25 protein-coding genes are annotated in these 22,171 nt (G+C 69.2%); 15 read left to right on the plus strand and 10 right to left on the minus strand.

What is annotated here, in order from left to right; translation table 11 throughout:
- Positions 1–57 precede the first annotated feature (57 nt).
- Positions 58–1,602, minus strand: coding sequence for a PP2C family protein-serine/threonine phosphatase (locus IEY56_RS08065; protein ID WP_189036545.1), 1,545 nt, complete (start codon positions 1,600–1,602; stop codon positions 58–60).
- A 521-nt stretch (positions 1,603–2,123) separates the two neighbouring features.
- Entirely contained in the window at positions 2,124–3,029 is a 906-nt protein-coding gene (locus tag IEY56_RS08070) for a S1 family peptidase (protein ID WP_189036413.1), read from the minus strand.
- Positions 3,030–3,598: 569 nt separating this feature from the next.
- Here IEY56_RS08070 and IEY56_RS08075 point away from each other — a divergent pair.
- A complete protein-coding gene (locus tag IEY56_RS08075) occupies positions 3,599–5,116 on the plus strand; it encodes an FG-GAP-like repeat-containing protein (protein WP_189036414.1) in 1,518 nt (505 codons plus the stop codon).
- Positions 5,117–5,516: 400 nt separating this feature from the next.
- Here the strand turns inward: IEY56_RS08075 and IEY56_RS08080 are convergent, their stop codons facing one another.
- On the minus strand, positions 5,517–6,062 hold the full coding sequence (locus IEY56_RS08080) for an MOSC domain-containing protein (RefSeq protein WP_189036546.1): 546 nt from the start codon (positions 6,060–6,062) through the stop codon (positions 5,517–5,519).
- A gap of 261 nt (positions 6,063–6,323) precedes the next feature.
- Here IEY56_RS08080 and IEY56_RS08085 point away from each other — a divergent pair, with 261 nt between their 5' ends.
- From IEY56_RS08085 to IEY56_RS08095, 3 genes are read left to right on the plus strand one after another with little or no spacing between them, the layout of a single operon-like run.
- Positions 6,324–6,896, plus strand: a complete 573-nt coding sequence (locus tag IEY56_RS08085; RefSeq protein ID WP_189036415.1) for a helix-turn-helix domain-containing protein — start codon at positions 6,324–6,326, stop codon at positions 6,894–6,896.
- Between the two features lie 37 nt (positions 6,897–6,933).
- The gene (locus IEY56_RS08090) at positions 6,934–8,376 is read left to right on the plus strand and encodes an NAD(P)/FAD-dependent oxidoreductase (protein ID WP_189036416.1); all 1,443 of its coding nucleotides are present in this window, start codon (positions 6,934–6,936) and stop codon (positions 8,374–8,376) included.
- The gene (locus IEY56_RS08095; RefSeq protein ID WP_229711707.1) at positions 8,373–9,875 is read left to right on the plus strand and encodes a peptide MFS transporter; all 1,503 of its coding nucleotides are present in this window, start codon (positions 8,373–8,375) and stop codon (positions 9,873–9,875) included. Before IEY56_RS08090 ends, IEY56_RS08095 begins: the two co-directional genes overlap by 4 nt.
- 216 nt (positions 9,876–10,091) lie before the next feature.
- Here IEY56_RS08095 and IEY56_RS08100 read toward each other — a convergent pair whose 3' ends face one another.
- The 6 genes from IEY56_RS08100 to IEY56_RS08125 form a co-directional block, all read right to left on the minus strand.
- The gene (locus IEY56_RS08100; protein ID WP_189036417.1) at positions 10,092–10,742 is read right to left on the minus strand and encodes a hypothetical protein; all 651 of its coding nucleotides are present in this window, start codon (positions 10,740–10,742) and stop codon (positions 10,092–10,094) included.
- A 111-nt stretch (positions 10,743–10,853) separates the two neighbouring features.
- Complete coding sequence (locus IEY56_RS08105) at positions 10,854–11,081, minus strand: hypothetical protein (RefSeq protein ID WP_189036418.1); 228 nt, start codon at positions 11,079–11,081, stop codon at positions 10,854–10,856.
- A gap of 715 nt (positions 11,082–11,796) precedes the next feature.
- Positions 11,797–12,768 (minus strand): DUF4231 domain-containing protein, encoded by a 972-nt coding sequence (locus IEY56_RS08110; RefSeq protein ID WP_373292050.1) that lies wholly within the window; start codon positions 12,766–12,768, stop codon positions 11,797–11,799.
- Between the two features lie 230 nt (positions 12,769–12,998).
- Positions 12,999–13,808 carry a hypothetical protein gene (locus IEY56_RS08115; RefSeq protein ID WP_189036420.1) on the minus strand — a complete coding sequence of 270 codons (810 nt, stop codon included), beginning with the start codon at positions 13,806–13,808 and terminating at the stop codon, positions 12,999–13,001.
- 234 nt (positions 13,809–14,042) lie between these two features.
- Positions 14,043–14,609 carry a cysteine hydrolase family protein gene (locus IEY56_RS08120; RefSeq protein WP_189036421.1) on the minus strand — a complete coding sequence of 189 codons (567 nt, stop codon included), beginning with the start codon at positions 14,607–14,609 and terminating at the stop codon, positions 14,043–14,045.
- Positions 14,610–14,925: 316 nt separating this feature from the next.
- Complete coding sequence (locus IEY56_RS08125) at positions 14,926–15,249, minus strand: hypothetical protein (RefSeq protein WP_189036422.1); 324 nt, start codon at positions 15,247–15,249, stop codon at positions 14,926–14,928.
- 638 nt (positions 15,250–15,887) lie between these two features.
- Here IEY56_RS08125 and IEY56_RS08130 point away from each other — a divergent pair.
- The gene (locus IEY56_RS08130) at positions 15,888–16,676 is read left to right on the plus strand and encodes an NUDIX domain-containing protein (protein WP_189036548.1); all 789 of its coding nucleotides are present in this window, start codon (positions 15,888–15,890) and stop codon (positions 16,674–16,676) included.
- Here the strand turns inward: IEY56_RS08130 and IEY56_RS08135 are convergent.
- Positions 16,660–17,796, minus strand: coding sequence for a helix-turn-helix domain-containing protein (locus IEY56_RS08135; RefSeq protein ID WP_189036549.1), 1,137 nt, complete (start codon positions 17,794–17,796; stop codon positions 16,660–16,662). The two genes, IEY56_RS08130 and IEY56_RS08135, sit on opposite strands and share 17 nt — an antisense overlap.
- Positions 17,797–18,612: 816 nt before the next feature.
- Between IEY56_RS08135 and IEY56_RS08140 the strand changes: the two genes are divergently transcribed.
- From IEY56_RS08140 to IEY56_RS08185, 10 genes are all read left to right on the plus strand, one after another.
- On the plus strand, positions 18,613–18,876 hold the full coding sequence (locus tag IEY56_RS08140) for a DUF6284 family protein (protein WP_189036423.1): 264 nt from the start codon (positions 18,613–18,615) through the stop codon (positions 18,874–18,876).
- Entirely contained in the window at positions 18,876–19,088 is a 213-nt protein-coding gene (locus tag IEY56_RS08145) for a hypothetical protein (RefSeq protein ID WP_189036424.1), read from the plus strand. The genes IEY56_RS08140 and IEY56_RS08145 overlap by 1 nt, the downstream gene beginning before the upstream one ends.
- On the plus strand, positions 19,088–19,291 hold the full coding sequence (locus IEY56_RS08150; protein ID WP_189036425.1) for a hypothetical protein: 204 nt from the start codon (positions 19,088–19,090) through the stop codon (positions 19,289–19,291). The genes IEY56_RS08145 and IEY56_RS08150 overlap by 1 nt, the downstream gene beginning before the upstream one ends.
- Positions 19,288–20,532: a hypothetical protein gene (locus IEY56_RS08155; RefSeq protein WP_189036426.1), complete on the plus strand. Its 1,245-nt coding sequence runs from the start codon at positions 19,288–19,290 to the stop codon at positions 20,530–20,532. The genes IEY56_RS08150 and IEY56_RS08155 overlap by 4 nt, the downstream gene beginning before the upstream one ends.
- Entirely contained in the window at positions 20,532–20,795 is a 264-nt protein-coding gene (locus IEY56_RS08160; RefSeq protein WP_189036427.1) for a hypothetical protein, read from the plus strand. Before IEY56_RS08155 ends, IEY56_RS08160 begins: the two co-directional genes overlap by 1 nt.
- Before the next feature lie 115 nt (positions 20,796–20,910).
- On the plus strand, positions 20,911–21,093 hold the full coding sequence (locus IEY56_RS08165; protein WP_189036428.1) for a hypothetical protein: 183 nt from the start codon (positions 20,911–20,913) through the stop codon (positions 21,091–21,093).
- A 29-nt stretch (positions 21,094–21,122) separates the two neighbouring features.
- Complete coding sequence (locus IEY56_RS08170; protein ID WP_189036429.1) at positions 21,123–21,293, plus strand: pRL2-8; 171 nt, start codon at positions 21,123–21,125, stop codon at positions 21,291–21,293.
- A gap of 26 nt (positions 21,294–21,319) precedes the next feature.
- Positions 21,320–21,469, plus strand: coding sequence for a hypothetical protein (locus tag IEY56_RS08175; protein WP_189036430.1), 150 nt, complete (start codon positions 21,320–21,322; stop codon positions 21,467–21,469).
- 21 nt (positions 21,470–21,490) lie between these two features.
- The gene (locus IEY56_RS08180; protein WP_189036431.1) at positions 21,491–21,658 is read left to right on the plus strand and encodes a hypothetical protein; all 168 of its coding nucleotides are present in this window, start codon (positions 21,491–21,493) and stop codon (positions 21,656–21,658) included.
- A complete protein-coding gene (locus IEY56_RS08185; RefSeq protein ID WP_189036432.1) occupies positions 21,658–22,110 on the plus strand; it encodes a hypothetical protein in 453 nt (150 codons plus the stop codon). The genes IEY56_RS08180 and IEY56_RS08185 overlap by 1 nt, the downstream gene beginning before the upstream one ends.
- The last annotated feature ends 61 nt before the right edge of the window (positions 22,111–22,171 follow it).

The raw sequence follows: 22,171 nt of genomic DNA on the forward strand, positions 1-22,171 counted from the left end.
ACGGTTCGGGCGGCTGCCCCGGCTCGTCGCCGGGCGGGAAGTCCGAAGGCGGGACGGTCACGCGTCACCCTCCAGGTCCGGGCTCGCCGCCGCCGGTTCGGGCCGTCGCGGAGCGGTGAGCGCGATCAGGGCCATGTCGTCGTGCTCGTCCTCGCCCACCCACTCGGCGGCGAGCATGTGCACACGCTCGACCACCACCTCCGCCGGGAGCCCGGCGCACTCGGCGAGCGCCCGTCTGAGCCGCTCCTCGCCGAACCGGCTGTCGCCCATCGGCCCGCCCTTGGCCTCGGTGATGCCGTCCGTGTACAGCAGGCACGTCTCACCGGGCGCCAGGAGGACCTCGTCGGTCTCCGACTCGATCTGAGGCAGCACCCCCATGAGCGTGCCCCGGGTCCTGGCCTCCTCGACGGTGCCGTCCCGGCGCACGAGGAGCGGGGCCAGGTGGCCCGCACTGGTCAGCCGCAGCCGGAGGCCGCCCTCGGCGGGCTCCGCCGAGGCGAGCACGAGCGTGGCGAAACGGGAGTGGTGGGTGCCCGTCAGCGCCTGGTTCAGCATCGTGAGCATGCGCTGGTGGTCCGCGGCCAGCGGGAGCAGCGCTCCCAGGGTGTTGCGGATCTTGCCCGTCAGGACCGCCGCTTCGAGCCCCTTGCCGCACACGTCGCCGAGCGCCACCAGGGTGCCGCCCGGCACGGCTTCGGAACCGACCGTGTGGTGGACGTCGTAGAAGTCGCCGCCGACCCGTTCGCTGTCCCCGGCGGGGCGGTACCGGGAGGCCAGCTCGAGTCCGTCCGCCTCGCCGAGGACCGGCGGAAGCAGCTCGCGCATGAGGACGTCGGTGATCGACGCCTGCTCCGCGTACAGCCGGGCCGCGGACATCGCCGCACCCGCCCACTGCGCGAACAGTGCGGCGGTCTCCTCCTCGCCCTCGCTGAACTCGGCCTCCCCGGTGGCGCGCAGCAGCACGAGCGCACCCGCCGGGACTCCCTGCCCCGGCAGCGGGACGAGAGCGACCGCCTTGACGCCGTCGGCCCCCTCCGGCAGCAGCCAGTCCGCGAGCTCGGGGTCGATCCAGCGGAACGGCACCGGCGGGAACCCGCGCAGCGCCTCGGCCAGGCCCGGCACCTGCTCCGGGACAGCTGTCTCCGTGCGCCGCGTCACGCGCCCGGCGGCGTCGCACATGGCCACCGGCAGCCTCCGGCCGTCGCCCGGGGAGATGACGACGGCGGCGTCCGCGAGGTACCTCGCGGCGAGCTGCGCTGCCACCTCCATGCACCTGCCGGGATTGAGCGTGGAGAACAGCGCCTCGGACGCCTCGACGAGGAAGCGGGTGTGCCGGCGCTCCCGCGCCAGCTCGTCGGCCGCAGGCCGGTCCTCGGACTCGCCCACGAGCCACAGGGCGGTGGAACCGTCGCCCACCGGCGCGGTGCGGACGGTGTAGGGCCGCTGCCCTATCCGGCCGTGCACGGCGCCGTCGGACTCGGCGGCGGCAGCCTCGGCCAGCCAAACCGGCAGGACGTCCGACGCGGGGGATCCGGGAACGACCCTGGGGAAGAGCGCCTCAGCCGGGGCGTTGTACTCGGCCACGGTCCCGTCGGCGTGCATGAGCAGCACCGGGTACGGGGCGGCGAGCGCCAGGGCGCGGACGGACGCGTCCTGGCGGCTTCGGGCGGGGTACTGCAAGCGGGAGGTCACTCCTCGTACCTGGAGGGCACCTTTTCCTTTTTGCCGATGATGTCCTCCTTCAACTATTCATCACCCCTCCCGAACCCGCAATCAACGCACGAGGAGCGGCCGCCCCCGGGCGAGGTACCCATGCGCCGGCCGGAGCCGCTCCGGTGCACCAACTTGCTCTGCGCACAGGCTCGTTCGCCTCTCGCGGCTGATCGGTCCGGGGCCAGTCCCGGGACGCCGGACGCACGCCGCGGCGCTGGGAAGGTGCCGGACGTCACGGCCGTCGCGGGGCGGGAACGGGGTCGGACGGAACGGGAGCGGGCCCCCTCGGAACGTTCCGAGGGGGCCCTGGCAGTGACCGTGCGGCGCTCCGGGGGAACCCGGACCGTCGCGTGCGTACGACCCGGGTTCCGGCCCGGAGGTGGCGTACGCCGGCTCCGGTCAGTGGACGGTCAGTAGACGCTGACGCCGTAGGCGTTGAGCGCCTCGACGACCGGCTGGAAGAACGTCGTACCGCCGGTCGTGCAGTTTCCGCTGCCGCCGGAGGTCAGGCCGATCGCCCTGCTGCCGTTGCGCAGGGAGCCGCCGCTGTCGCCGGGCTCCGCGCACACGTTCGTCTGGATCATGCCGTAGACGATGTCGCCGCCTCCGTAGTTCACCGTCGCGTTGAGGCCGGTGACGGAGCCGCTGTGCGTGCCGGTGGTGCTGCCGTGCCGGGTGACGGACATCCCGACGGTGGCGTTGGCGGCGCTGGTGATGTCGGCGCCTCCGGCCGTGCCCGGGTGGCTGGCGGAGGAGGAGCTGTAGCGGATGAGGCCGTAGTCGTTGCCCGGGAAGCTGGACCCGGCCGTCGGACCGATCACCGAGGTGCGGCCGGAGTTGGAGTACCAGGTGCCGGCACCGTCGGTGCAGTGACCCGCGGTGACGATGTAGTACGTGCTGCCGCTGCGGACGTTGAAGCCCGCGGAGCAGCGCCAGCTGTCGGCGTAGATGGCGTCGCCGCCCTGCGTCAGCTTGCGGATCTTGCCGGGGGTGCGCTCGATCTGCAGGGCCGCGGCCTGGGGCCCGGCCGCCTTCTCGATCCTCGCTATCTCGGCCTTGGAGACGGAGCTGTCGGCCGTGACGACGAGCGTGTTGCTCTTCTTGTCGACGTGCCACGCGGTGCCGGCGACGTCCGCGTCGAGCACCGCGTCGCTCGCCGCGGAGAGCTGGGAGGCGCTGAACTGGGGGGTGGCGGGGGCCTCGGCTGCGACGGCGGGCGCGGTGAACGCTGCCGCTGCGGCCAGTCCGGACAGTCCGGCGATCAGCCGGGTGCGTCCGCGGATGCCCTTGGTGGGGGTGGTGCGCCTGATCCTCACTTCTTCCTCCAGGTAAGGAATCGGGGGTCCGTTTCACGGGCCCGTGAGGCGCAGTCAACGGGCACGGCGAACGTTATGTCCGTCGTGCCCCTGACAAGCGCTGAAGGGAGTATTTGGTGTCACTGTTCGAAAGACAAGAGCTTTGTTCTGCCTAGTTCATGTTTTGACTGAAGATGCTTGTTCTGTAGTGCAGTTACATGACAAGAGAGCCTTGTGGCCGCGATGGGGGATGTGCGGGGCGGGCACGGCGAGGAAGCTGCCGCGCCATGAACTGCCGTGCACAGCCCCGCACTCGGCGAACTTCCGTACGGAGTCCCTCATTCGGCCGACTGCCGTGCGCGACGCCGCGTCCGGCGGTCACGGGGACCGGCCGCTCCGCGGCGTGAGCTGCGAAGTCCCCGTGCGCCGATGTCCGTTGGCGACCCGCCGTACGGCGCGGACCCATGAGCCGCGGTGTACTCCGCACACCCGCCTCCCGCCGACGCGACGGCCGTCCCGGTGGAACCGACTCGGGCCCAGGCGTGTCTCCGATGAGGAATGGTTTAGACAACCTGGAGGGGATTTTCCGGATGACACCCTTAAGACGTCCCGACACCCGCGGCCACCGCGCCGGACGGGCCGCCCGTACCGCGGCGCCGCTCGCCGCCGCGCTGCTGGCGGCGGGCGGCCTGAGCGCCCTGGCCCTTCCGCAGGAGGCGCACGCGGCTCCGGCCGGGGCGGTGGCCCCCGCGGACGACCTGAACGGCGACGGCTACGCCGACCTGGTCTCCGGCGCCCCCGGAGGCACCGTCTCCGGCAAGTCGGAGGCGGGCTACGTGGCGGTGACCTACGGCTCGGCGGACGGCCTCGACCCGTCGCGCAAGAAGCTGGTGAGCCGCTCCACGAGCGGCGTGCCCGGATCGGCCGCCGCCGGGCAGGAGTTCGGCTCGGCCTTCAGCACGGGAGACCTGGACGGGGACGGCTACGGCGACCTCGTCATCGGTTCCGCCGACGCCCCGTCCGGCAGCGTGATCATGTGGGGCTCGCCGTCCGGGCTCTCCGGCGGCACGGCCCTCGACGGATACGGCGGCACACCCCAGGCCGGTGACTTCGACGGCGACGGCAAGACCGACCTGGCGCTGTTCGGCGAGGGCGACGTGGGTGGCGACGACCCCGAGGCCCAGGCGGCCGCCCTCTTCAAGGGCCCGATCGCCCGCGACGGCTCCCCCGCCGAACGGCTCGACTTCATGGACCGGTCGGAGTGGTGGGGCTACGGCGACGACGGTCCGGGCTGCGCGGAGGACGACTCCTGCGTCGACGGCCCCTCCTCCGTCAGCGGCCCCGTCACCGCCAACGCGGTGGGCGACGTCAACGGTGACAAGCGCCAGGACATCGCGATCTGGCAGTACGAGGGCGACGGCGTGTGGGGGAACCACGTCCTGCTCGGCGGCGGAGCGGGCTTCACCACGACCGGCACCGTCGGCGACTTCGGGTCCGTCGGTGACGACGGCGCCGCCGACGTCGGGGACGTGGACGGTGACGGCTTCGACGACGTCGTGCTCGGCGACGACGTGAACCAGCAGGTCACCGTGGTCTACGGGTCGGCCTCCGGTCCGTCCGGGGACCGCAGCCAGTCCTTCGGCCAGGACCTGCCCGGCTTCCCCGGCGTGGAGGAGGAGGGCGACAGGACGGGCTCGTGCGTCTCGGTCGCCGACGTCACGGGCGACGGCCGCGCGGAGATCGCACTCGGCATCAGCGGCGAGGACTTCGGGGGGCTCACCGACGCCGGCTCCGTCGCGCTCCTGCACGGCAGCTCCTCGGGCGTCACCGGTGAGGGCAGCCAGGTCGTGCACCAGGACACGGCAGACGTACCCGGCGTCGCGGAATCGGGCGACGAGTTCGGCGCGGCCTGCGCACTGAAGGACGTCGACGGGGACGGGCACCGCGACCTGAACGTCTCCTCGGTGAAGGAGAACGCCTCGGCCGGGGCGGTCTGGTCGCTGCGCGGCACCGGCGAGGGCCTGACGACTCAGGGTGCGGCCGCCTTCGGCCCCGGCGACGTCGCGGGACCGGTCACCAAGGCGCGCTTCGGCAGCTTCCTGCGCTGAGCCGTCGCGGCCGGACGGGCGGGCACCGTCGCCCCCGTCCGGCCGAGCCGTCGCCCCCGCCCGGCGCATGGCGTCCAGGCCGGACCCGGGGCGGACGCGACCGACCGACCGACCACAGTGCAAGCCGCGGACCGCGGACCGCACGCCAAGAGCGGCACACCGGGCGAGAGCGGCAACTCGTCCCCCGGCCAAGGGAGTCGGCCGGGGGACGACGCCTGTCCGGGGGCGGGGCGGGCGTCCGCGACGGCCGTACGGAACCGAACCGCCGACGCGCACCGCGCACGGACACCACGCCCGGACACCGCGCAGGGGCAGCTCGCTCGACAGTTCCCTCGACATGGCCGGACGCGGCTCAACTCGTCGACCCGTTCTCTTCGCGACAAGTCCTAGATGTGTTGACCTACACCCGCTCCAGGGGCCGGTGGGGACCGGGCGGATGCTCGACTCGGACGGCGTCGCCGGGCCGGACGGCCCCTCCTCGGCGGACCACAGCCATGACGCCGGACTTGAAGGTGAACTCGCCGGACGCGGGGTCCACGGCGAAGACTTCGCCGAGCAGCCCCTTGCGAAAGTCGTTGATCTTCGAGCACGGGTTGCGCAGTCCCGTCACCTCGACCACGGCCTGCTCCCCGATGCGGAGAAGAGCGCCGGCCGGCAGGCCCAGCAGGTCCACCCCGCGCGTGGTGATGTTCTCGCCGAGCTGACCAGCGGAGACCTCGAAACCCTTGAGCGCGAGTTCGGCGAAGAGCTCCTCGTGCATCAGATGGACCTGGCGCAGATTGGGCAGGTCCGGCTCATAGGTCATACGGAACTGGTGGCGGATCGTCTCGCCCGCGTGGACGTCTCCTTCCACGCCGAGCCCCGCGAGCAGCGTGACAGCCTCGCGGTTGGGCTTGCTGAACGAGTACGTCTCGCTGCGGCTCACCGCACTGACCTGACCGGGCATCACGCCCTCCACCCCTCGTCGTCTCACGGCGGGTCGATCCTACGGACGCCATCGGCAGCAGGGGACGCTTCCCGCCGTCTTCCCGTCGCCCTCCCGCCGTCCTCCGGACTGTCGCACCGGCCGCCGTCCTGCTTTCGCGTCCCCGCCCTCTTCCCGGCTGTCGCACCGGCCGAGGATCGCCCTGACCGGCACCATCAAAGAAATCTTTGATCAAGGCATCGCCCATTGTGACTACGGCAAAGTCTTGTTAGGTTCCCGCCCATGCCGAATGACCAGCCCGGATCCAGCACCGGAGTCGGGGCCAGACTGCGACGGCGCAGGCGGGCCCTCCACCTCACGCTCAAAGACGTAGCCGAACAGACCGGCCTCACCGAGGGATACCTCTCCCAGGTCGAGCGGGACCAGGCGAACGCGAGCGTGCACACCCTCCAGCGGCTGTGCGGGGTGCTCAAACTCACCGTCGGGGACCTCTTCGAGCAGGGCGGATCCATATCCAGCCCGGTGCTGCGGTTCCGCGACACCCACGGCATGTCGTTCGGCGAAGGCGCCACGAAGATCAAGCTCACGCCCGGCTCCTTCGACCATCTGGAAGTGCTCCTCGGCCACTTCGCGCCCGGCGGGTCCACCGGCGTCGAGCCCTACACGCACGGGAGCTCCGAGGAGCTGCTGCTGGTCCTGTCCGGCGAGGTGGAGGTCGAGGTCCGCGGGCAGCGCCACAGGCTCTCCGCCCTCGACTCGATCCACTACCTGAGCAGCGACCCCCACCGGGTCGCCGAGGCGGGCGGCACGCAGGAGGCCCGCGTGCTGTGGGCGATGGCGCCCCCCACCTACTGACCCGTCCCAGACACCGCACCCCCGGTTGGAGCTTTCGATGACCGCGTACCGCAACGGCGAGATATCGCACTGGATGCGGGCCGCCCACACCGCGGACGGGCCGGCCGGCCCGCCGCGGCACCGGGTCGCGGACCTGCCCGTCGAGGAGCAGGACCTCACCGTCGTCGGCGGCGGTCTGACCGGACTGTGGGCCGCCTACCACGCGGCCTGCGACGACCCCGACGCGAAGATCACCCTCCTGGAGGCCGAGGAGGTCGGCTACGGCGCCTCCGGGCGGAACGGCGGCTGGCTCTCGCCCCTCCTCCCCGGCAACCGCGCGGTGTACGCGCGAGCCGCCCGGGCCCGCGGGGAGGACGGCGCCGCCGCCGTCGCCGCCTTCCAGCGGGAGATGGACGCAGCCGTGGACGACACCCTCCGCATCCTCGAGAAGGAGGGCGTCCAGGCGGACCAGCACCGGGGCGGGCACCTGCGGGTGGCCACCACACCGGCCGCGATGAGACGCCTCGAACTGGCCCACGCGGCCGACCTCGCGGGCGGATACCGCGAGCAGGACGTCGCGCTCCTCGACGCGGGCGCCGTCAAGGAGCGCATCGCCGTCGGCCCGGCGCTCGGCGGCCTGCTCACCCGCACCACCGCCCGTATCGATCCCGCCAAGCTCGTCCTCGGCCTCAAGGCCGTCGTCGAGGCCAAGGGCGTACGCGTCGTCGAGGGCACGCCCGCCACCCGCATCGCATCCGGCACCGTGCTCACACCGCGCGGCGCCGTACGCAGCAGGACCGTCCTCACCTGCCTGGAGGCCTACTCGGGCCAGGTCGACTGCGACGTCCGCGGCCTCGGCAAGCGCGACGTCGTCCCCGTCAACTCGTCGATGATCGTCACCGATCAGCTCCCCGACGACGTCTGGCAGCGGATCGGCTGGCAGGACAGGGAATGCCTCGGCGACGCCGCGCACACCTTCGTCTACGCGCAGCGCACCGCCGACGACCGCATCGCCATCGGAGGCCGCGGCACGCCCTACGCCTTCAACTCCGGGACGCCCGGACGCGGCGGCGTGGACGCCCGCACCGTGCGCACGCTGTGCGAACGGCTCCGACTGTTCTTCCCCGACCTGCAGTTCACCGTCGACCACGCGTGGCGAGGCGCCATCGGCGTGACCCGCGACTGGTGCGCCGGGATCACCTTCGACCCCGGCTCCAGGATCGGCGTCGCGCGCGGCTTCGCGGGCCACGGAGTCACCGCCGCCCACCTCGCCGCACGCACTCTCCTGGACAGGGCAGCGGGACGCGACACCGCGCTGTCCAGGCTGCCGTGGAACGACCACGACTCAGGACGCTGGGAGCCGGAACCGCTCCGCTGGGTCGGCATCCACGCCATGTACCGGCTCTTCGGCATCGCCGACCGGTGGGAGGAGAGCCGCCACTCCCGGAACACCTCCCTCATAGCCCGCTTCGGCTCGCGACTGGCAGGACTCAGCGAATGAACATGAAACCGGACCAGACAACCGCGGCGGCCGGCCGCGAGACCGACGGGACGGCCGACGGGCGACCCGGGCATCCGCTCAAGCGCGGCCTGTGGAGCATGGCCTTCACCGAACTGTGGGAGCGCTACTCCTTCTACGGCCTCCAGGGCATCCTCTCGTTCTACCTGCTCTACGAACTCGCGGACGGCGGTCTCGCCCTCGACCCGGCCGTCGCGTCCGGCATCGTCGGCGCCTACGGCGGCGCCGTATACCTGTCCCAGATCCTCGGCGCCTGGCTCGGCGACAGGCTCGTCAGCCCGCGCGACATGGTGCTGTACGGCGCCGTCGTCATCACCGCCGGACACCTGGTCCTCGCCTTCGCACCCGGCTTCGCCGGGCTGGGCATCGGACTGGTGTGCATCGTCCTCGGCACCGGAGCGCTGAAGACGAACATCACCTCGATCGTCGGCTTCGTCCTGGACGGCGACGAGCGCTACCGCGACGTCGGCTTCTCGTACTTCTACATGGCCATCAACATCGGCGCGGTTGTCGGCCCCCTCACCACCGGCCTCGCCCAGAACGAACTCGGCTTCCACTACGGATTCGGGCTGGCGGCGATCGGCATGTGCGCGGCGCTGATCCAGTACGCCGCATCGATGAAGCAGCTCCCCGAACGGGCCCGTACCGTCAACAACCCGCTCCCCGGGAACCGTCGGCCGCTGCTGGCCCTGGCCGTCCTGGCATCGCTGGCGGCCATCGGCGCCGCCGTCGCCACCGGCCTTCTCCACGCGGAGAACCTGTCCACCGTGGTGACCTTCGCCTCGCTCGCGGCGGCCGCCGCCTACTTCCTGACGATGACGCGGACGTCCGCCGTCAGCCGCGACGAGCGGCGGCGCATCCTCGGCTACCTTCCCCTGTTCCTGGCGTCCGGGGTGTACTTCGGGTTCCTCTTCCAGAAGTTCACCGCGATATCGATCCTCATCACCGAACGCATCGACCTGACCATCGGGGACTGGAAGTTCCCCGTCGCCTGGATCACCACCGTCAGCCCGCTCGCGGCCGTCCTCGTCACGCCGCTCATCGCCAGGATGTGGAACAGGCTGGGAGAGCGCCAGCCCGGGACGGTGGCCAAGGTCGGCATCGGGCTCGCCCAGATCGGCTGCGCCTACCTGTTCCTGCTCGTCATCGCCGAGGCCACCGGCAAAGCCGACATCCCGCTGTTCCTCATCCTGCTGTTCATGATGCTGGCCGGCTCCTCCGAGGTCTTCGTCGGTCCCATGGGGCTGTCGCTGGCCACGAGGATCGGACCCGAGAAGTTCCGGTCCCAGATGGTCGGGCTGAACTTCCTCACGCTCGCCCTCGGCTCGTCCCTGGCGGGACTGCTGGGCCAGCTCTTCACCAAGATCGGCAACTCCGCGTACTTCACCGTCACCGCCGTGTGCGGCATCGGCATCGGGCTCGCCCTCCTCGCGGCGCGCAGGCCGGTGGGACGTCTGCTGGAGTCCGGACTGGAGCGCTGAGGGAAGGGGAGGCGCCCGGGGGCAAGGCGCCGGCCGGGACGTGGCGCGGGCCGGCGCCCGGCACGAGAAACACCGAGAGAGGCCCGTTCGCCTGCCACGGCCGAACGGGCCTCTCCCCTCTTGTCCGGTCACCTGACATGTGCGGGAGCGGGCAGGGCGGGAGCCCGCCCTGCTGTGTCGTCCGTGGGCGTCAGAAGCGGGTGCCGGCGGTGACCGTCAGAAGTGGGTGTCCTGCACCCAGCCCCAGCGCTTCGCGTTCGGCACGTAGACCTTGGTCCAGCCGGCCTTCCGCTCCGAGGTCCGGTGGACGTGCCAGTCGCCCTTGACGTTGCCGATCACGAAGCGGTTCGGGAAGTCCCGCAGCGTGCCCTTGCTGGCGATCCGCTGCTTCGAGTCGACCACCGGGCCGGCCGCGACGCGGAAGTCGACCTTGCGGTAGTGGTCCTTCTCGACGGCGCTGCGCCCCTCGAGGATGCGCTTGGGCACCGCGCGCCCGGCCGGGTAGGAGCTGTCCGGCGTCGGGAACGGCTCGCCGCCCACCGAAGTGCCGATGCAGCTCGGGTCGACGAACCCCCACCAGGCGTGGTCCTTGCTCTTGCGGTACTTCTTGTCGCTGATCATCGCCCAGTGGCTGTTGACGTTGTAGCGCCAGGCGACGATCTCCCCGGGCTTGATCTTCCACTCCGGGTCGTTCCCGACCACCCCGTCCTTGGGGTAGTTCTCGTACACCCGGCACTCCTTAGCCACGGTGTAGTCGAGGATCAGCGCCACATCGCGAGCCGCGCTGGCTTCCGGCAGAGCCATGAGAGCCAGCGTGACGCAGCCGGCTACGCCCAGGACCGATCTGCGCAGCATGCGCTTGTGCATGAGGTCTCCCGTTGTCTGGTCGTGGATGTTCCTCTGCTGCCCGTACTCCGCACGAGCCCTCGAAAGAGTTCACGCGCTTCGGCCGCAGGGGCCCGGACGGTCCGGCACGGCTCAACTGCCGGGCGGCAGCAGGTCCCTCGTCAGCGAAAACGCCGACGTCGCCGAAGAGAGAAGGGTGTTGATCCTGCCGAGGATCCGGTCCGCTCTGGCCGGACTTTCGGTACGGACCGCCTCCTCCAGGTCTTCGGCGTACTCCCGCGCCCTGACGGCTTCCTCGGGCTCAGCACTGCGCGCGTCCTCCTTCAGCGCCTCGACGAGTTTTTGCTGGGAGACGCGCATGCCGGCGCTGTTGCTGTCGCCTCCCTGAGCAATAGCCGTGAGGACTGCTGACGTTCGCCACGACGAAACCGCCGGAACTCGCCGAGATGTGCACCGCTTCGCTCCTCTCGGACCACATGAAGTTCCGCCTGTACTCCTCCCAGCCCGCCTTGGTCGGGCTGAAGCTGCCGAACCGCCACCCGCGAACCTTGAGCAGCCCGTGCTTGACCGGTTCCGCGACGATGAGCACGGCGTCCGCGCGGTTCCACCCGTAGTCCGCGTGAAAACTGATAGAGCGTAGGGGAGTTGCCGCATCACGGACAGGCACAGCTCCACCGGCTTCCGAACGCGCACAGCCGCCCCGGGGCGGGCCGACCACGAGCTGCGGCCGACCGGCGCAACCGAACGGGACGGGCCGACCGGCGTAGCACCGGGTGCTGAACCGGCGGACCGGCGGGCTGAACCCACAGGCTGTGGACAGTTCCGGCCGCACCTGACAGACGTCACGTCGCCCCCGCAGGGAAATGCCGAAGGCGGACTCGTCAGCCGCCTACCCGTGACCCTGTGGGACCTGTCAAACCGGCGGCACTCGGCCCCCGTGTCACATCGGTGGACGTTGGGGGCCGTACGCATCACACAGCGAGCCTGAATGACAGTCCGTGGCCGCAGGGAGAGGTACCACTGGCCTTGCTGAGCGGAGTGCAGGGACAGGACGGAACCGCGGGGACGCAGCTGCTCAGCCCACCGCCCAGCGGATCATCCACGCCTCGTTCTGCACCGAGATCACGTGCTCGCACTCGTTCACGAACCGGTCGACGACTTCCGGCGTCGGCTCGGAACAGGCCGACCACTGCGTCAGCAGACGCTCCAGCTCCTCGGATGTCCGAGTGAACTCCAGCTGCTGGTAGGCGTATCGCTGGGCCAGGGCATGAGCGGTCACCGCCACGCCGACCGATGCCGCGACGGCCACCCACGCCGCGATCTGCTCCTCGTTCCACGTGGCGGCGACGGCCGCCAGCACCGCCCCGACCCCGCCCAGCGCGAACTCGGCCCGTTCATGCAGCCGGACTTTCCGCTGCATGTACGCGGCCCGGGGCCGGTAGTACCCGTCCAACTGCCGTCTGAGGCGCTGGTCCACGTACGACCGCATGTCCTCTACCTCTGGCAGCGGGCGCTGCACGGCCGTGACCCCGGTAATGTGCCGCAGCAGGTCACCGCCCTCCGTCACGAACCGTTGCGCTCGCTCCCGCAGCAGGTCACTGCCGCCGTCATCCCGGTAGGCGCCGGCTCCGGCGAGACAAACGTATGTCTCCGCCTTGAGCGCCTCGGATACGGCGCGCAGCCTCGTCCAGTCGCTGACCTTGTCGGGCCCGCCGCGCCTGGCTGAGAGCGGCGCGCATCCGGCGGCGACCGCGGCGGCGAAGGCCAGCACTTTGCCGGCGGTGTCGCTCCACGCCATCACCTGCGACGCCGCGGTCCCCGACGCCGCAGCCACGAGACCGAGTGCCAACGCAGTGACCCGCGCCCGCACAACCTGCTGTTTCAGCTGTCCGGCAGCCTGAGACCACACACTCTGCTGATCCCAGACCGCGGCTACAGTCGCTCGCTGTAAAGCCCCCGTCATAGGAGGATGATGGCAGGGGCTGTCCGGAGGGCCAACCCGCTCCGAGTGGTACCCGGTTGGCTGAAGTCTCGAGCCGTACGGCATGGCATGCGATCGCCTGGATCGTCGAGATGAGGGCGCAGTTGGCGACTGCGACTGCGGAGCAAGCGACCTCAACGAGTGCAAGATTTCGGCCGACAACGGCTACGACGAAGCCGGCATCGGCGTGTTCACACCGGTCCCGCAACCAGCGGATCGCCAGGTGCTTGACGTGGACACGCGAACGAACCTACAACGCCCTACCCCGCAGCCTGGGTGGGATCACCTCACGCGCGTCAGCTCCGGCTCTCCGCCACCGACAGGTAATCGGTGTAGATCTGCGGTGAGCCGGAGAACGAAGCCAGCTGCTTCCATTCCTCGTACATCTGCTTCGTGTCCCGATAGGTCTTGGCGAATTCAGCAGCCTCATCAGTCGCGATGTCCGCATCAGGATAGAACGCATGGAGTGCCGCGAGGCTGGCGATCTCCATCAGCACTACGTACTGATCCAGCCGGTTTCCGCGCTCGCCTTTCAGCAGGCGGAACTTCCAGTCGGGATAGTCCTCGATGCGATGATGATTTTCGGCGATGAAGCTTTCGAAGGTATCTGCCCGGACGTCGGGGCGCAGCGCGAGATTGTGGATCCCGATCACCCGGGCGAGAGGTTCTTCTCCCGGGCCGCGCTCCTGGTAACGCGGTCCATCGGCGACGGTGCTGTTCTTGTTCTCCGCCAGCAAACGGTAGTCGGTATAGATCGTGGGCAACTCGCTGAATGTGCCGTATTTTCGCCATTCACGGACAAGTTCCCGAGCCTCGGGACGATCGCGCCAGAACTGGCGTGCCAATTCTGTTTGATTGCCGTCAGCCTCCAGGTAGCGGTCGCGCTGCCCGGCGTCGTCGATCTCGAACAGCATCATGTACTGGCCGGCTCGTTCGCCACGCAGGCCGCGCAGCAGCGTCCAACGCCATCCGGGGTAGCAGGGTATGTGCACGCCCTTATGGCGAACAAAGGCTTCGAATTGCTCCGGCGTCACACCGGCCTCGGTATCGATAGCGATGTAGTACAGACTGAAGACCGGGGCGTTTGACGTGTCATGGCGAGGCATTCGATGCTCCATGGGTCTCGACTGCTATTGGACGAATCTGCTGGTTCAAGTCGTATGCGGTTTTTCTGAAGTTCGACACAACAATCAAGCGCGTCAGACAAGGGCTACGGCTACAACCACCTGCGGAGCTGGTTACGCGGACGCGGCGTCACCCACCGCATCGCCCGCAGCGGTGTCGAGACCGCCCAACGACCGTGCCGCCACCGCTGGGTCATCAGCCCGGTGCCCCGATGATCATGGGGCGGAGCGTGGAGTCTCGACAGGTGTGAAATGCACTTCGGACGCGGACAGCACACGGATACTGCGCCCGGGGAAATCGAGGTGCCGGTAGATCTCGTTGTGGTGTGCGATCGATTGCTCCGGTGGGGCCAACTCGCTGGAGGCGGGTCGGTGGGAAGTGGTGTGTCCGTCGGCGACCAGAACCACGTCGTACCGGTGACTCAGAGCCTGCCGAGCCGTGGTGTCCACGCAGATCTCGGTCGCGAACCCCGTGACCACCACCTCGGTGACTCCCAACGCCTGGAGGGTTCCGTCCAGATCGGTGTTCAGGAAGCTGTCTGCGCTTGTCTTGTGGACGACCGCCTCGTCGGCGGAGGGGACGAGTTCGGGGACGATCTGCCAGCCCTCGGTACCGACTTCCACGCCCTCACCCCGGTGCTGCACAGTCACGATCGGCACACCAGCGGCCTTGGCTCGCTCGCGAAGACCGGCGATGGCGGCGACGGTTGCAGATGCCCGGTGCGAGATCGCCACCAGGGCGTTCTGCATGTCGATGATGAGGAGCGCGGAGACGTGCGGCATGCAGTTACGGTAGCGCCCTCCTACGGACAGCGATGCGTGCTGACAGGAGCAACGATGCCGCGTGTCTGCGGAGTTGGCGACCAAGGATCGGCAGTATTCCTTTGACCGAGGACGTCCAAGGCACGAGAGCGTCACCTTGGTCGGGATCAACGGCGTACCGGGACGGTGCGGTTGCCGGCTCGGACATGGCCATGACCGGCCAATGGCCTGCGCGTCAAGGAGATCTTGTCTGACCGCGTTGTAAACGGCTGGCTTCCGGCTCTTCTTCACCGTCCGCCCCAATTCGTTGCCGCGCTCACCACGAAGCAACTATCGGTCAGACGGGATCGGTGAACGAGATCGGCTTCCCGGTGGCGCGGGCGTATGCGATCTCCCTGCTCGTGGACTCGCCGACATACCCGCCTGGGTTGACGACCAGAACCCGGTCAGCCATGTCGATCTTGCGCAGGTGGAGGGCGCCCAGAACGGCCTTCTGCGCGTCGGTGATCAATTCGTCTGCTCCGTGATCCTCGGCGCGCAGGAAGACCCCCGGCGCGAGGACGATGACACCTGCGAAGGTCAGATCACGATTCGCGGCGCTCATCTCGTCCGCGAACCGTGTAGAGCCGCAGATGCAGACAACCTCAGGTCGGTCGGGCACGCCTCAGTCCTTCGGGCTGAACGGGCACCGCCAGTGTGCGCGTACCTCACAGACGGGCATGCGATCCGGCAGTTTACGCAGCGAGACGGACACCACGCGGCTGCACCGACCGCAAACAAGAGGCGTGACCCAGCTGGGAATGCCATCGACGAAGAGATCCGCGAGGCACTGCAGCGGCTCTTCTCCGGCTTCGACCAGGGGCCACCAACTCCTGAGGATCACCACGGTCGCTGTACTTCACTGCTGTACAGCGCACAGAGGCCCCGCACCATCCACGGTACGGGGCCTCTGACCTGCTGCTTCTCCAGAGCCGCCTGTCGGATTCGAACCGACGACCTTCTGTTTACAAGGCGCGGGCGACTCCACTCGGCTGCTGAAGCGCTCTGCCAATACCACGGCCCGACGAGCAGTACGAGTCCGCAGGTGTGCAGCTGAGTACGACGACGTTGATGTCAGCAGTTGATGTCAAAGACGTGCCTCTGGGCCGCACACATCACACGCTCCGATGCATCGCCCTGAACTGCGCAAAGCCCGCCAAGTCAGAGCTAAGGAGATCGTCACTGATGCCCCTGTCCGACCTCACCCAGCGCGGATACGCTGGCACGCACCAGACGACGAGAGTGGAGAGTGCTCCGAGGATGGGTCCGAAGTCAACGGAGGCGTACAACGAGATCCGCAGTTGGATCGAGTCGGGGGAGTTGGGGCCTGGAAGCAAGCTGCCCAGCGAGCGGAAGCTTGAGGAACGGCTACCGGTGCGACGTACGGCGCTGCGGCAAGTTCTCGCACGGCTCGTGTCTGAGGGCCTCCTAGTGGTTCACGGGCGCAGCTCCTATCGCGTGGCCGGCGGAGTCTCCACACAGGCCCCGGAAGGGTTGGCACCCTGGAAGATCCACGGACGGCGGACGATCTACGAGAACAAGTGGGTGGACCTCGACCTCGTAGATGTTGAGCCGCCAGGTGTCGATCGTTTCGAGCATCACTTGGTGCGCCTGCATCACGTCGCGATCGCGGCTGTCGTGGACGACCGGGACAGGGTCTTGATGCTGTGGCGCTACCGCTTCGTCACGCAGTCCTGGGGCTGGGAGCTCCCGGGCGGGATCGTCGACGACGGTGAGGATGCGAGAGCAGCAGCGCTGCGCGAGGTCGAGGAAGAGACGGGCTGGCGTCCAGATGCCCTGGAGCACGTCGTCACCTATCAGCCCATGGTCGGGATGGTGGACTCACCACACGAGGTCTTTGTCGGACGCGGAGCCACGCGCGTTGGCGAGCCGACAGATCAGGAGGAGGCCGGCCACGTCGAGTGGGTGCCCCTCTCGGACATCCGCGGTCTGATGGCAAAGGGTGACCTGTTGGGATCGGGCACGCTCGTGGCGCTCCTGCACCTCCTTGCCAACCGTGGGATCGGCGGGGTTACGGCTGCTGGGTAAGCCGCTCGATCCTCCTCAAATGGCGCGCTGAGCCGGTCCGCTTCGCCAGAAGGCGCGCTTCGCGCAAGTGATCCGACGCCTGGTCGGGCTCGTCTCGCACGAGGTGAGCCTGTGCCAGATCGCAGCGGAGTCCCGCCTGAGCGCGCACGAAGCTGGGGTCGACGCCGTCGAGGGCGTCATACAGACTCGCCACGGCGTCGTCGTCTCCCAGCAGGGCCAGCACGTTGCCGCGCCAGCGCGTGAGGTGGCCGTGATTCAGGAAGATGCTCGGCATGTCGTCATCTCGGGCAGACTCGCCCGCCGGCAGGCAGCGCGTCGCCGCCTCGATCGCCCTCCGGGCTTCACTTGGCGTGCCTGCTTTCGCGCAGAGCTCAGCCTCAGCGGCATGCAACCACGCTTGAAGTCGAGGAGACAGGCGTTGACCGCCTGTCTCGCGGGCGTACCTGACCAGCGCTATTGCGTCCGGCAGACGGCCGGCGTCCGCGAGCACGTACGCCTGTTCTCCCATGGCGTGCACGAGGTACATCGGTGCATCCGCCTCTTGGGCTGCCCGCTTTGCCAATTCGTAGTGTCGCCAGGCCCGCTCCACGAAACCACCGTCGAGCGCCTGCCAGGCGGCCAGGGTCGCAGCCCCGGTAAGAGCAACAGCCACCGGGCGCCGAGTGTCGGGCAGTACTGCGAAGGTCAGCGCCTCTTCCAGCGTCGAGAGATGACTCGTCATCTGGTCAACGAGCGACGACGCCCCCATCTGACGGTCCATGGTCCGCAGTAGTTCCGTCTGATCCAAGAACGTCTGGACCATGGACTGACTCACGTTGCGAGCAGCATCAATGCGGTTCAGCAACTCGTCATAGCCGTCCGCCGCTGGTGGCGCCAACGACGACGAGGCGGCCTGCGGGCGCAGCTCGTCATCCGTGACACCGAGAATCGCGCGCACTATCGCGGCGTAGTGGTCGTTGATCCCGCGCTTGCCGTTCTCCCACTCGGAGACGTAAGTGCGCAGACTCGCGAGGCTGGCGACCTCGATCCGTCGCTGCCGCGCATGCGCATCGAGGGCGCGCACGAGTCGCTCTTGTGACATCCCTCGCGCCGCTCGCGCAGCCCTCAAGCCGTTCATCATCTCGTCCCCTCCTCGCGCGGTGGGCGAGCCGTCGCTTGCCAGCATGCCTCACATCTGCGCAGGTCGACAGGGGTTAACAGGTCCCTTAACTGCTCTGTAGTGAACCCCAGTTGGCTACCGGCCACGGCTCCAGACAGGTCCTATGGAAGTGCGCCGAGGACAGCTCTTCAGAAGAAGCGCTTGACACTGGTGCGCACCAGATGCATTCTACTGGTGCGCACCAGATGAGATTAGATCTCACGGTGCGAAGGGGCCCGGGACAGAGCGGGCCGAGGGACCCGGACCCCTGGTCAACCGGAGGGCTTAAGCCGAAAGGCGATGTCTCCATAGGCCTGACACGGGAGCACGCTCCCGAAGGAGACCAGCACGTCAACCAGCTCCGCAGCGCTCTGCGGCGGTTGCCTCCCCTGCTCGTCTCGTACGAGCAGGGCTGAGGGGAGCCGGAATCCGCTGGTTCCGCACATGAGAGCGGTCCCCCGGGGTGCCACCCGAGGGACCGCGTACAGGCAACTGATGAGGAGTCACCTGTGATCGCGAGTCTGACAGATGCCGAGCGGGACGAGTTAGCCCGTAAGGCGGGCGAGGCGAACAAGCGCAGCCAGGACAACGCCCGTGGCAAGGGTGGTCGTTGATGGCCGGCGCTGAGCACGAGAGGACGAAGCCGCCGCTGCCGACGCGGCCGCCTCGTCCTCATCCGCACGCGGCCGAAGTGCCGTTGCGCTGAACCACCACCACCGATCGAACGGCGCGCGCCCCCGGAGCTGGCACTCCGGGGGCGCTGTTGTGGGCCGTTCCAAAACCCTAGGAGCACGACCCATGGATCACATCGTCACTGTTCAAGAGGCTGTTACCGCCTTCGCCCCGTGGCTTGAGCCCACGGATGCGGAGCTGGATGCCATCGAGCGCGAGATGCCCGCCATCGAGGCGGACATCGCCGCGATGGATGAGCAGATCTCGGCCCCGGTCCGGCCGGTGCGGGACCTGGATCGGCGGCGCACCCGCCGCGAGGGCCGCAGGGCCCTGTCCGCGCGTCGTGAGCTGACGAACCAGGCTGCCGAACTGCTGCCGGAGGTGGCCTGATGAACGCGTTCGAGAGGCGTCGTTCGGCTCTGGCCGCTCGACTCCAGATGCAGGCCGACCTCACTTCCGCAGAGCTGGCCGCCGGCGGCTGGTGCGCCGGGGCCTCGTCCCGCGTTGACGCACAGGCCCGGTACCGGCTGGCGAGCGAGCTGGCTGCTCAGCAGCAGCCGCAGCCCGCCGACTGGCCCCTGCCCGAGCAGGAGGTGGCGTGATGAGCGAGCGTGCGTTCCCGGTCCGGCCCCGGCCGAAGGAAGACCCTCGGTTCACGGTCGGCCTGGCCCTCGACGTGGCCGCCGTACTCGAGCAGCACGGCTACCCCAAGTTCATCGCTGGCCGCGACTTCCTGGAGCTGCAGCAGGCCCTCTTCGGCTTCCTGTACGTGGGGCCTGATCAGGCGCCAGGGGGTACGCCGTGAACGCGTTGCTGACGTGGGTCGAAGTGCACCCGCTGCCGGTGGTGTTGGCGGTGCTGGTGCCGGTCGCGGCTGTGGTCGCGTGGGATGTCTCCCGCAGGCGCCGGGCCTCGACAGAGTCCGCTCGTCGGACTCCTGCCGCGGTGGTGGCTGCTGGGTTCGCGGCGGCGTTGTGTACGGCGTACTCCGGTGACATCTCCTGGCGCTTTGCCGGGACGGTCCTGGAGATGGACAACTTGATCGAGCGGGGCGCGATGTTCGCCGCCGCGGAGGTGGCGCTGTTCTCCGTGGCGCTGATGGCGCGTCATAACGTCCGCTCGCACGGGGCTCCGGGGACTCCGGGCACGCTGGTGTGGCTCATCACCGGTGTGCAGGTCATCCCCGCGTTCGTGCTCTACGACGTGGCGCCCGCGTCGCTGCGGGCGTTCTTCGGCCCGGTGTGTGCGGCGCTGCTGTGGCACCTGGCCATGGGCATCGAGCTGCGTCACGCCAAGCCGGGTATGGACTCGCAGTCCCTTCCCGCGGTGCTGGCCCGTGAGGTGCGTGAGCGGCTGCTCTCCCGTCTGGGTGTGGCGCGCCGTGGCCGTGATGCGGAGCAGATCACCCGGGACCGGTGGACGGTCAAGGCCGTTGACCTGGCCGCGAAGCTGTCGGAGAAGCCGCAGCAGGCGCGTGGTCGTGCCCGGCTCTCGCGTCGCCTGTCGGCGGCCGTGGGCAAGGCACAGGCTGGCGCCTCGCCCGAGCAGAAGCAGATGCTTCTGGATCTGCTCAGTGCGCGCCGGCATGCGGCGTCGCTGGCCACGGTCGACCTTCCCTCCCCGTGGACGGTCCAGCTCGCCGCCGCGCAGCCCGAACCGGCGCTCGTCGAGAAGCCGGTGACGACGGTCGAGCGCGTACCCGACGCCGTGCCCGCCGTACCCGCGCTCGCTGCGGCGGTGTACTCGCCGGAGGACTTCGAGGCGATGCGCACGGCGCTGGAGCCCGTGCGTGAGCCGCTGGTGTACCCGGCCGAAGCAGCCCGCACGGCGGTGCACGAGCACGTACCCGACCCGGACTGGACGGTACCCGGCGACTACGAGCTGACCGCCGGCCAGGAGGACCCGCTGACCCGTGAAGCGCGTGAGCGCTTCTCCGCAATGCTCACCAGCGGAGAGACGCCCTCGGTCCGTCTCCTGCGGGGTGAGTTCAGCATCGGCCAGAAGCGCGCTCAGCGCATCCGGGATGAGTTGAAGGGAGCAGCCTGATGGAGCTGCAGAAGCACATCCACAGCAGCGCCTGCGGCTGCTACGACCCCCGCCCGCAGGCACCTACCCCGGTGCCCGCGCCGGTCGTGGTGAAGTCCGGCGGCGGGGCCGCGAAGTGGGTCGGGATCGGCGTCGGCGGAAGCGCGCTGATGCTCTCCGTCGCCGTGTCCGCCGTCGCGGTCGCCATCACAGCCGTCGCACTGACCCTGTGCGTCCTGGTGCTCTACGGCATCTGGAAGGACGTGCGCGGCGGCAAGGGCTGACGGCCCTTCTGCGCCCACCGGTGTACCCGTACCCGCCTGGCAGCGGGTACGGGCGCCCCGGCGGGCGTGGTGGGGCCGGACAACCCCGTCCGGCCAACACGTAAGGGGAGAGCAGATGTTCAACAACCGCTACCGCGCCGGAGACCACGTCACCGTCACCAACCCGGTCCAGCCCACCAACCATCGGGGCGGCGAGACCGGGGTGGTTGTCGAGACGAGCGACGCCCTGGTGCGGATCCAGCAGGACAGCGACGGCCAGACCGCCACCTGCTACCGCGAAGAACTCAGCAAGAGCTGAACAGTCCCCGGATCACCCAAGGAGATCGCATGAAGGCTCCGTTGGGGACGCCGCCGGGTGAGTGCCCGCAGTGCTGGCAGCACGCCCACGACCCGAATGCCCACCGGCACCTCGGGTCGAGGGAGGACTGCCAGGCGTGCATCGCCTGCAAGGCCGCCGGCCACCCCGGCACCGTCCCCAAGCAGTCCCGGTGGTGGTGAGCGATGACTGCCGAAAGGAGGGGCGGATGACCTTTCCGTGGGAGCGCTACGACGGCGAGTACACCAGCGCCTACGACGACTACAGCGCCTCCAAGAGCAAGCCCGAGAAGAAGCCAGCCGCGAAGAAGGCCGAGCCGAAGACGAAGAAGCCCGGCCGCGCGAAGAAGCGCAGCTGAAGGCATCGAGAGGAGAGCACATTGACCGCTGCTGAGTACCGCGAGCGCGCCGAGGCCCTGCTCACCAGCAGGCACCACAGCGAACTGCGCGAGCAGACCATCCAGCAGGCCGACGTGTGGGCCCGCCTGGCCGTATCCGCTGCCATCAGCGAAACCGCCGCACAGGACCACAAGGAGGTACAGGACTGATGGCTATCGAGTACGTACCCGTCTACGACGAGAACGGCGTTGACGTGGGCGGATACACCGAGTCCGTACCCGCCGTGCCCGAGCAGGACGAGCCCGACTGGAACGACCCCGACAGCTACCACCTGGAGGCTGAGCCTATGGCTACCCCCGTCTACACCAAGGCTGAGAAGGCCAAGCGTGCCCGCCTGCTGCTGAAGGGCGCGAAGCGCTCCGCAGGCGACGTGTCCGGTATCGAGCGGCAGTTGGACCGCATCGACGCCGCAGCCCGCGACCGCGGCCGACGCAAAGCCGCAGCCCACCAGCGGACGCTCGACGCCGCGAAAGACGAAGTCGCGCAGGCACGCGTGAAGGAGCGCACGGCGCCTCGCGGTCCGGAGCGCCAGGCCGCCCGCGAGACACGCCGGGCTGCTGAGCGGCGGCTACGGCTGGTTGAACGCGGCGCCCCTCGCTGATTCCGCCCCGGTACGGCCGCCAAAGCCGGCAAGCACGTCGGCCGTACCGGGCCCCTGCACC

The organism is Streptomyces daqingensis (genome assembly GCF_014645895.1).
In the GTDB taxonomy this organism is placed as follows: domain Bacteria; phylum Actinomycetota; class Actinomycetes; order Streptomycetales; family Streptomycetaceae; genus Streptomyces; species Streptomyces daqingensis.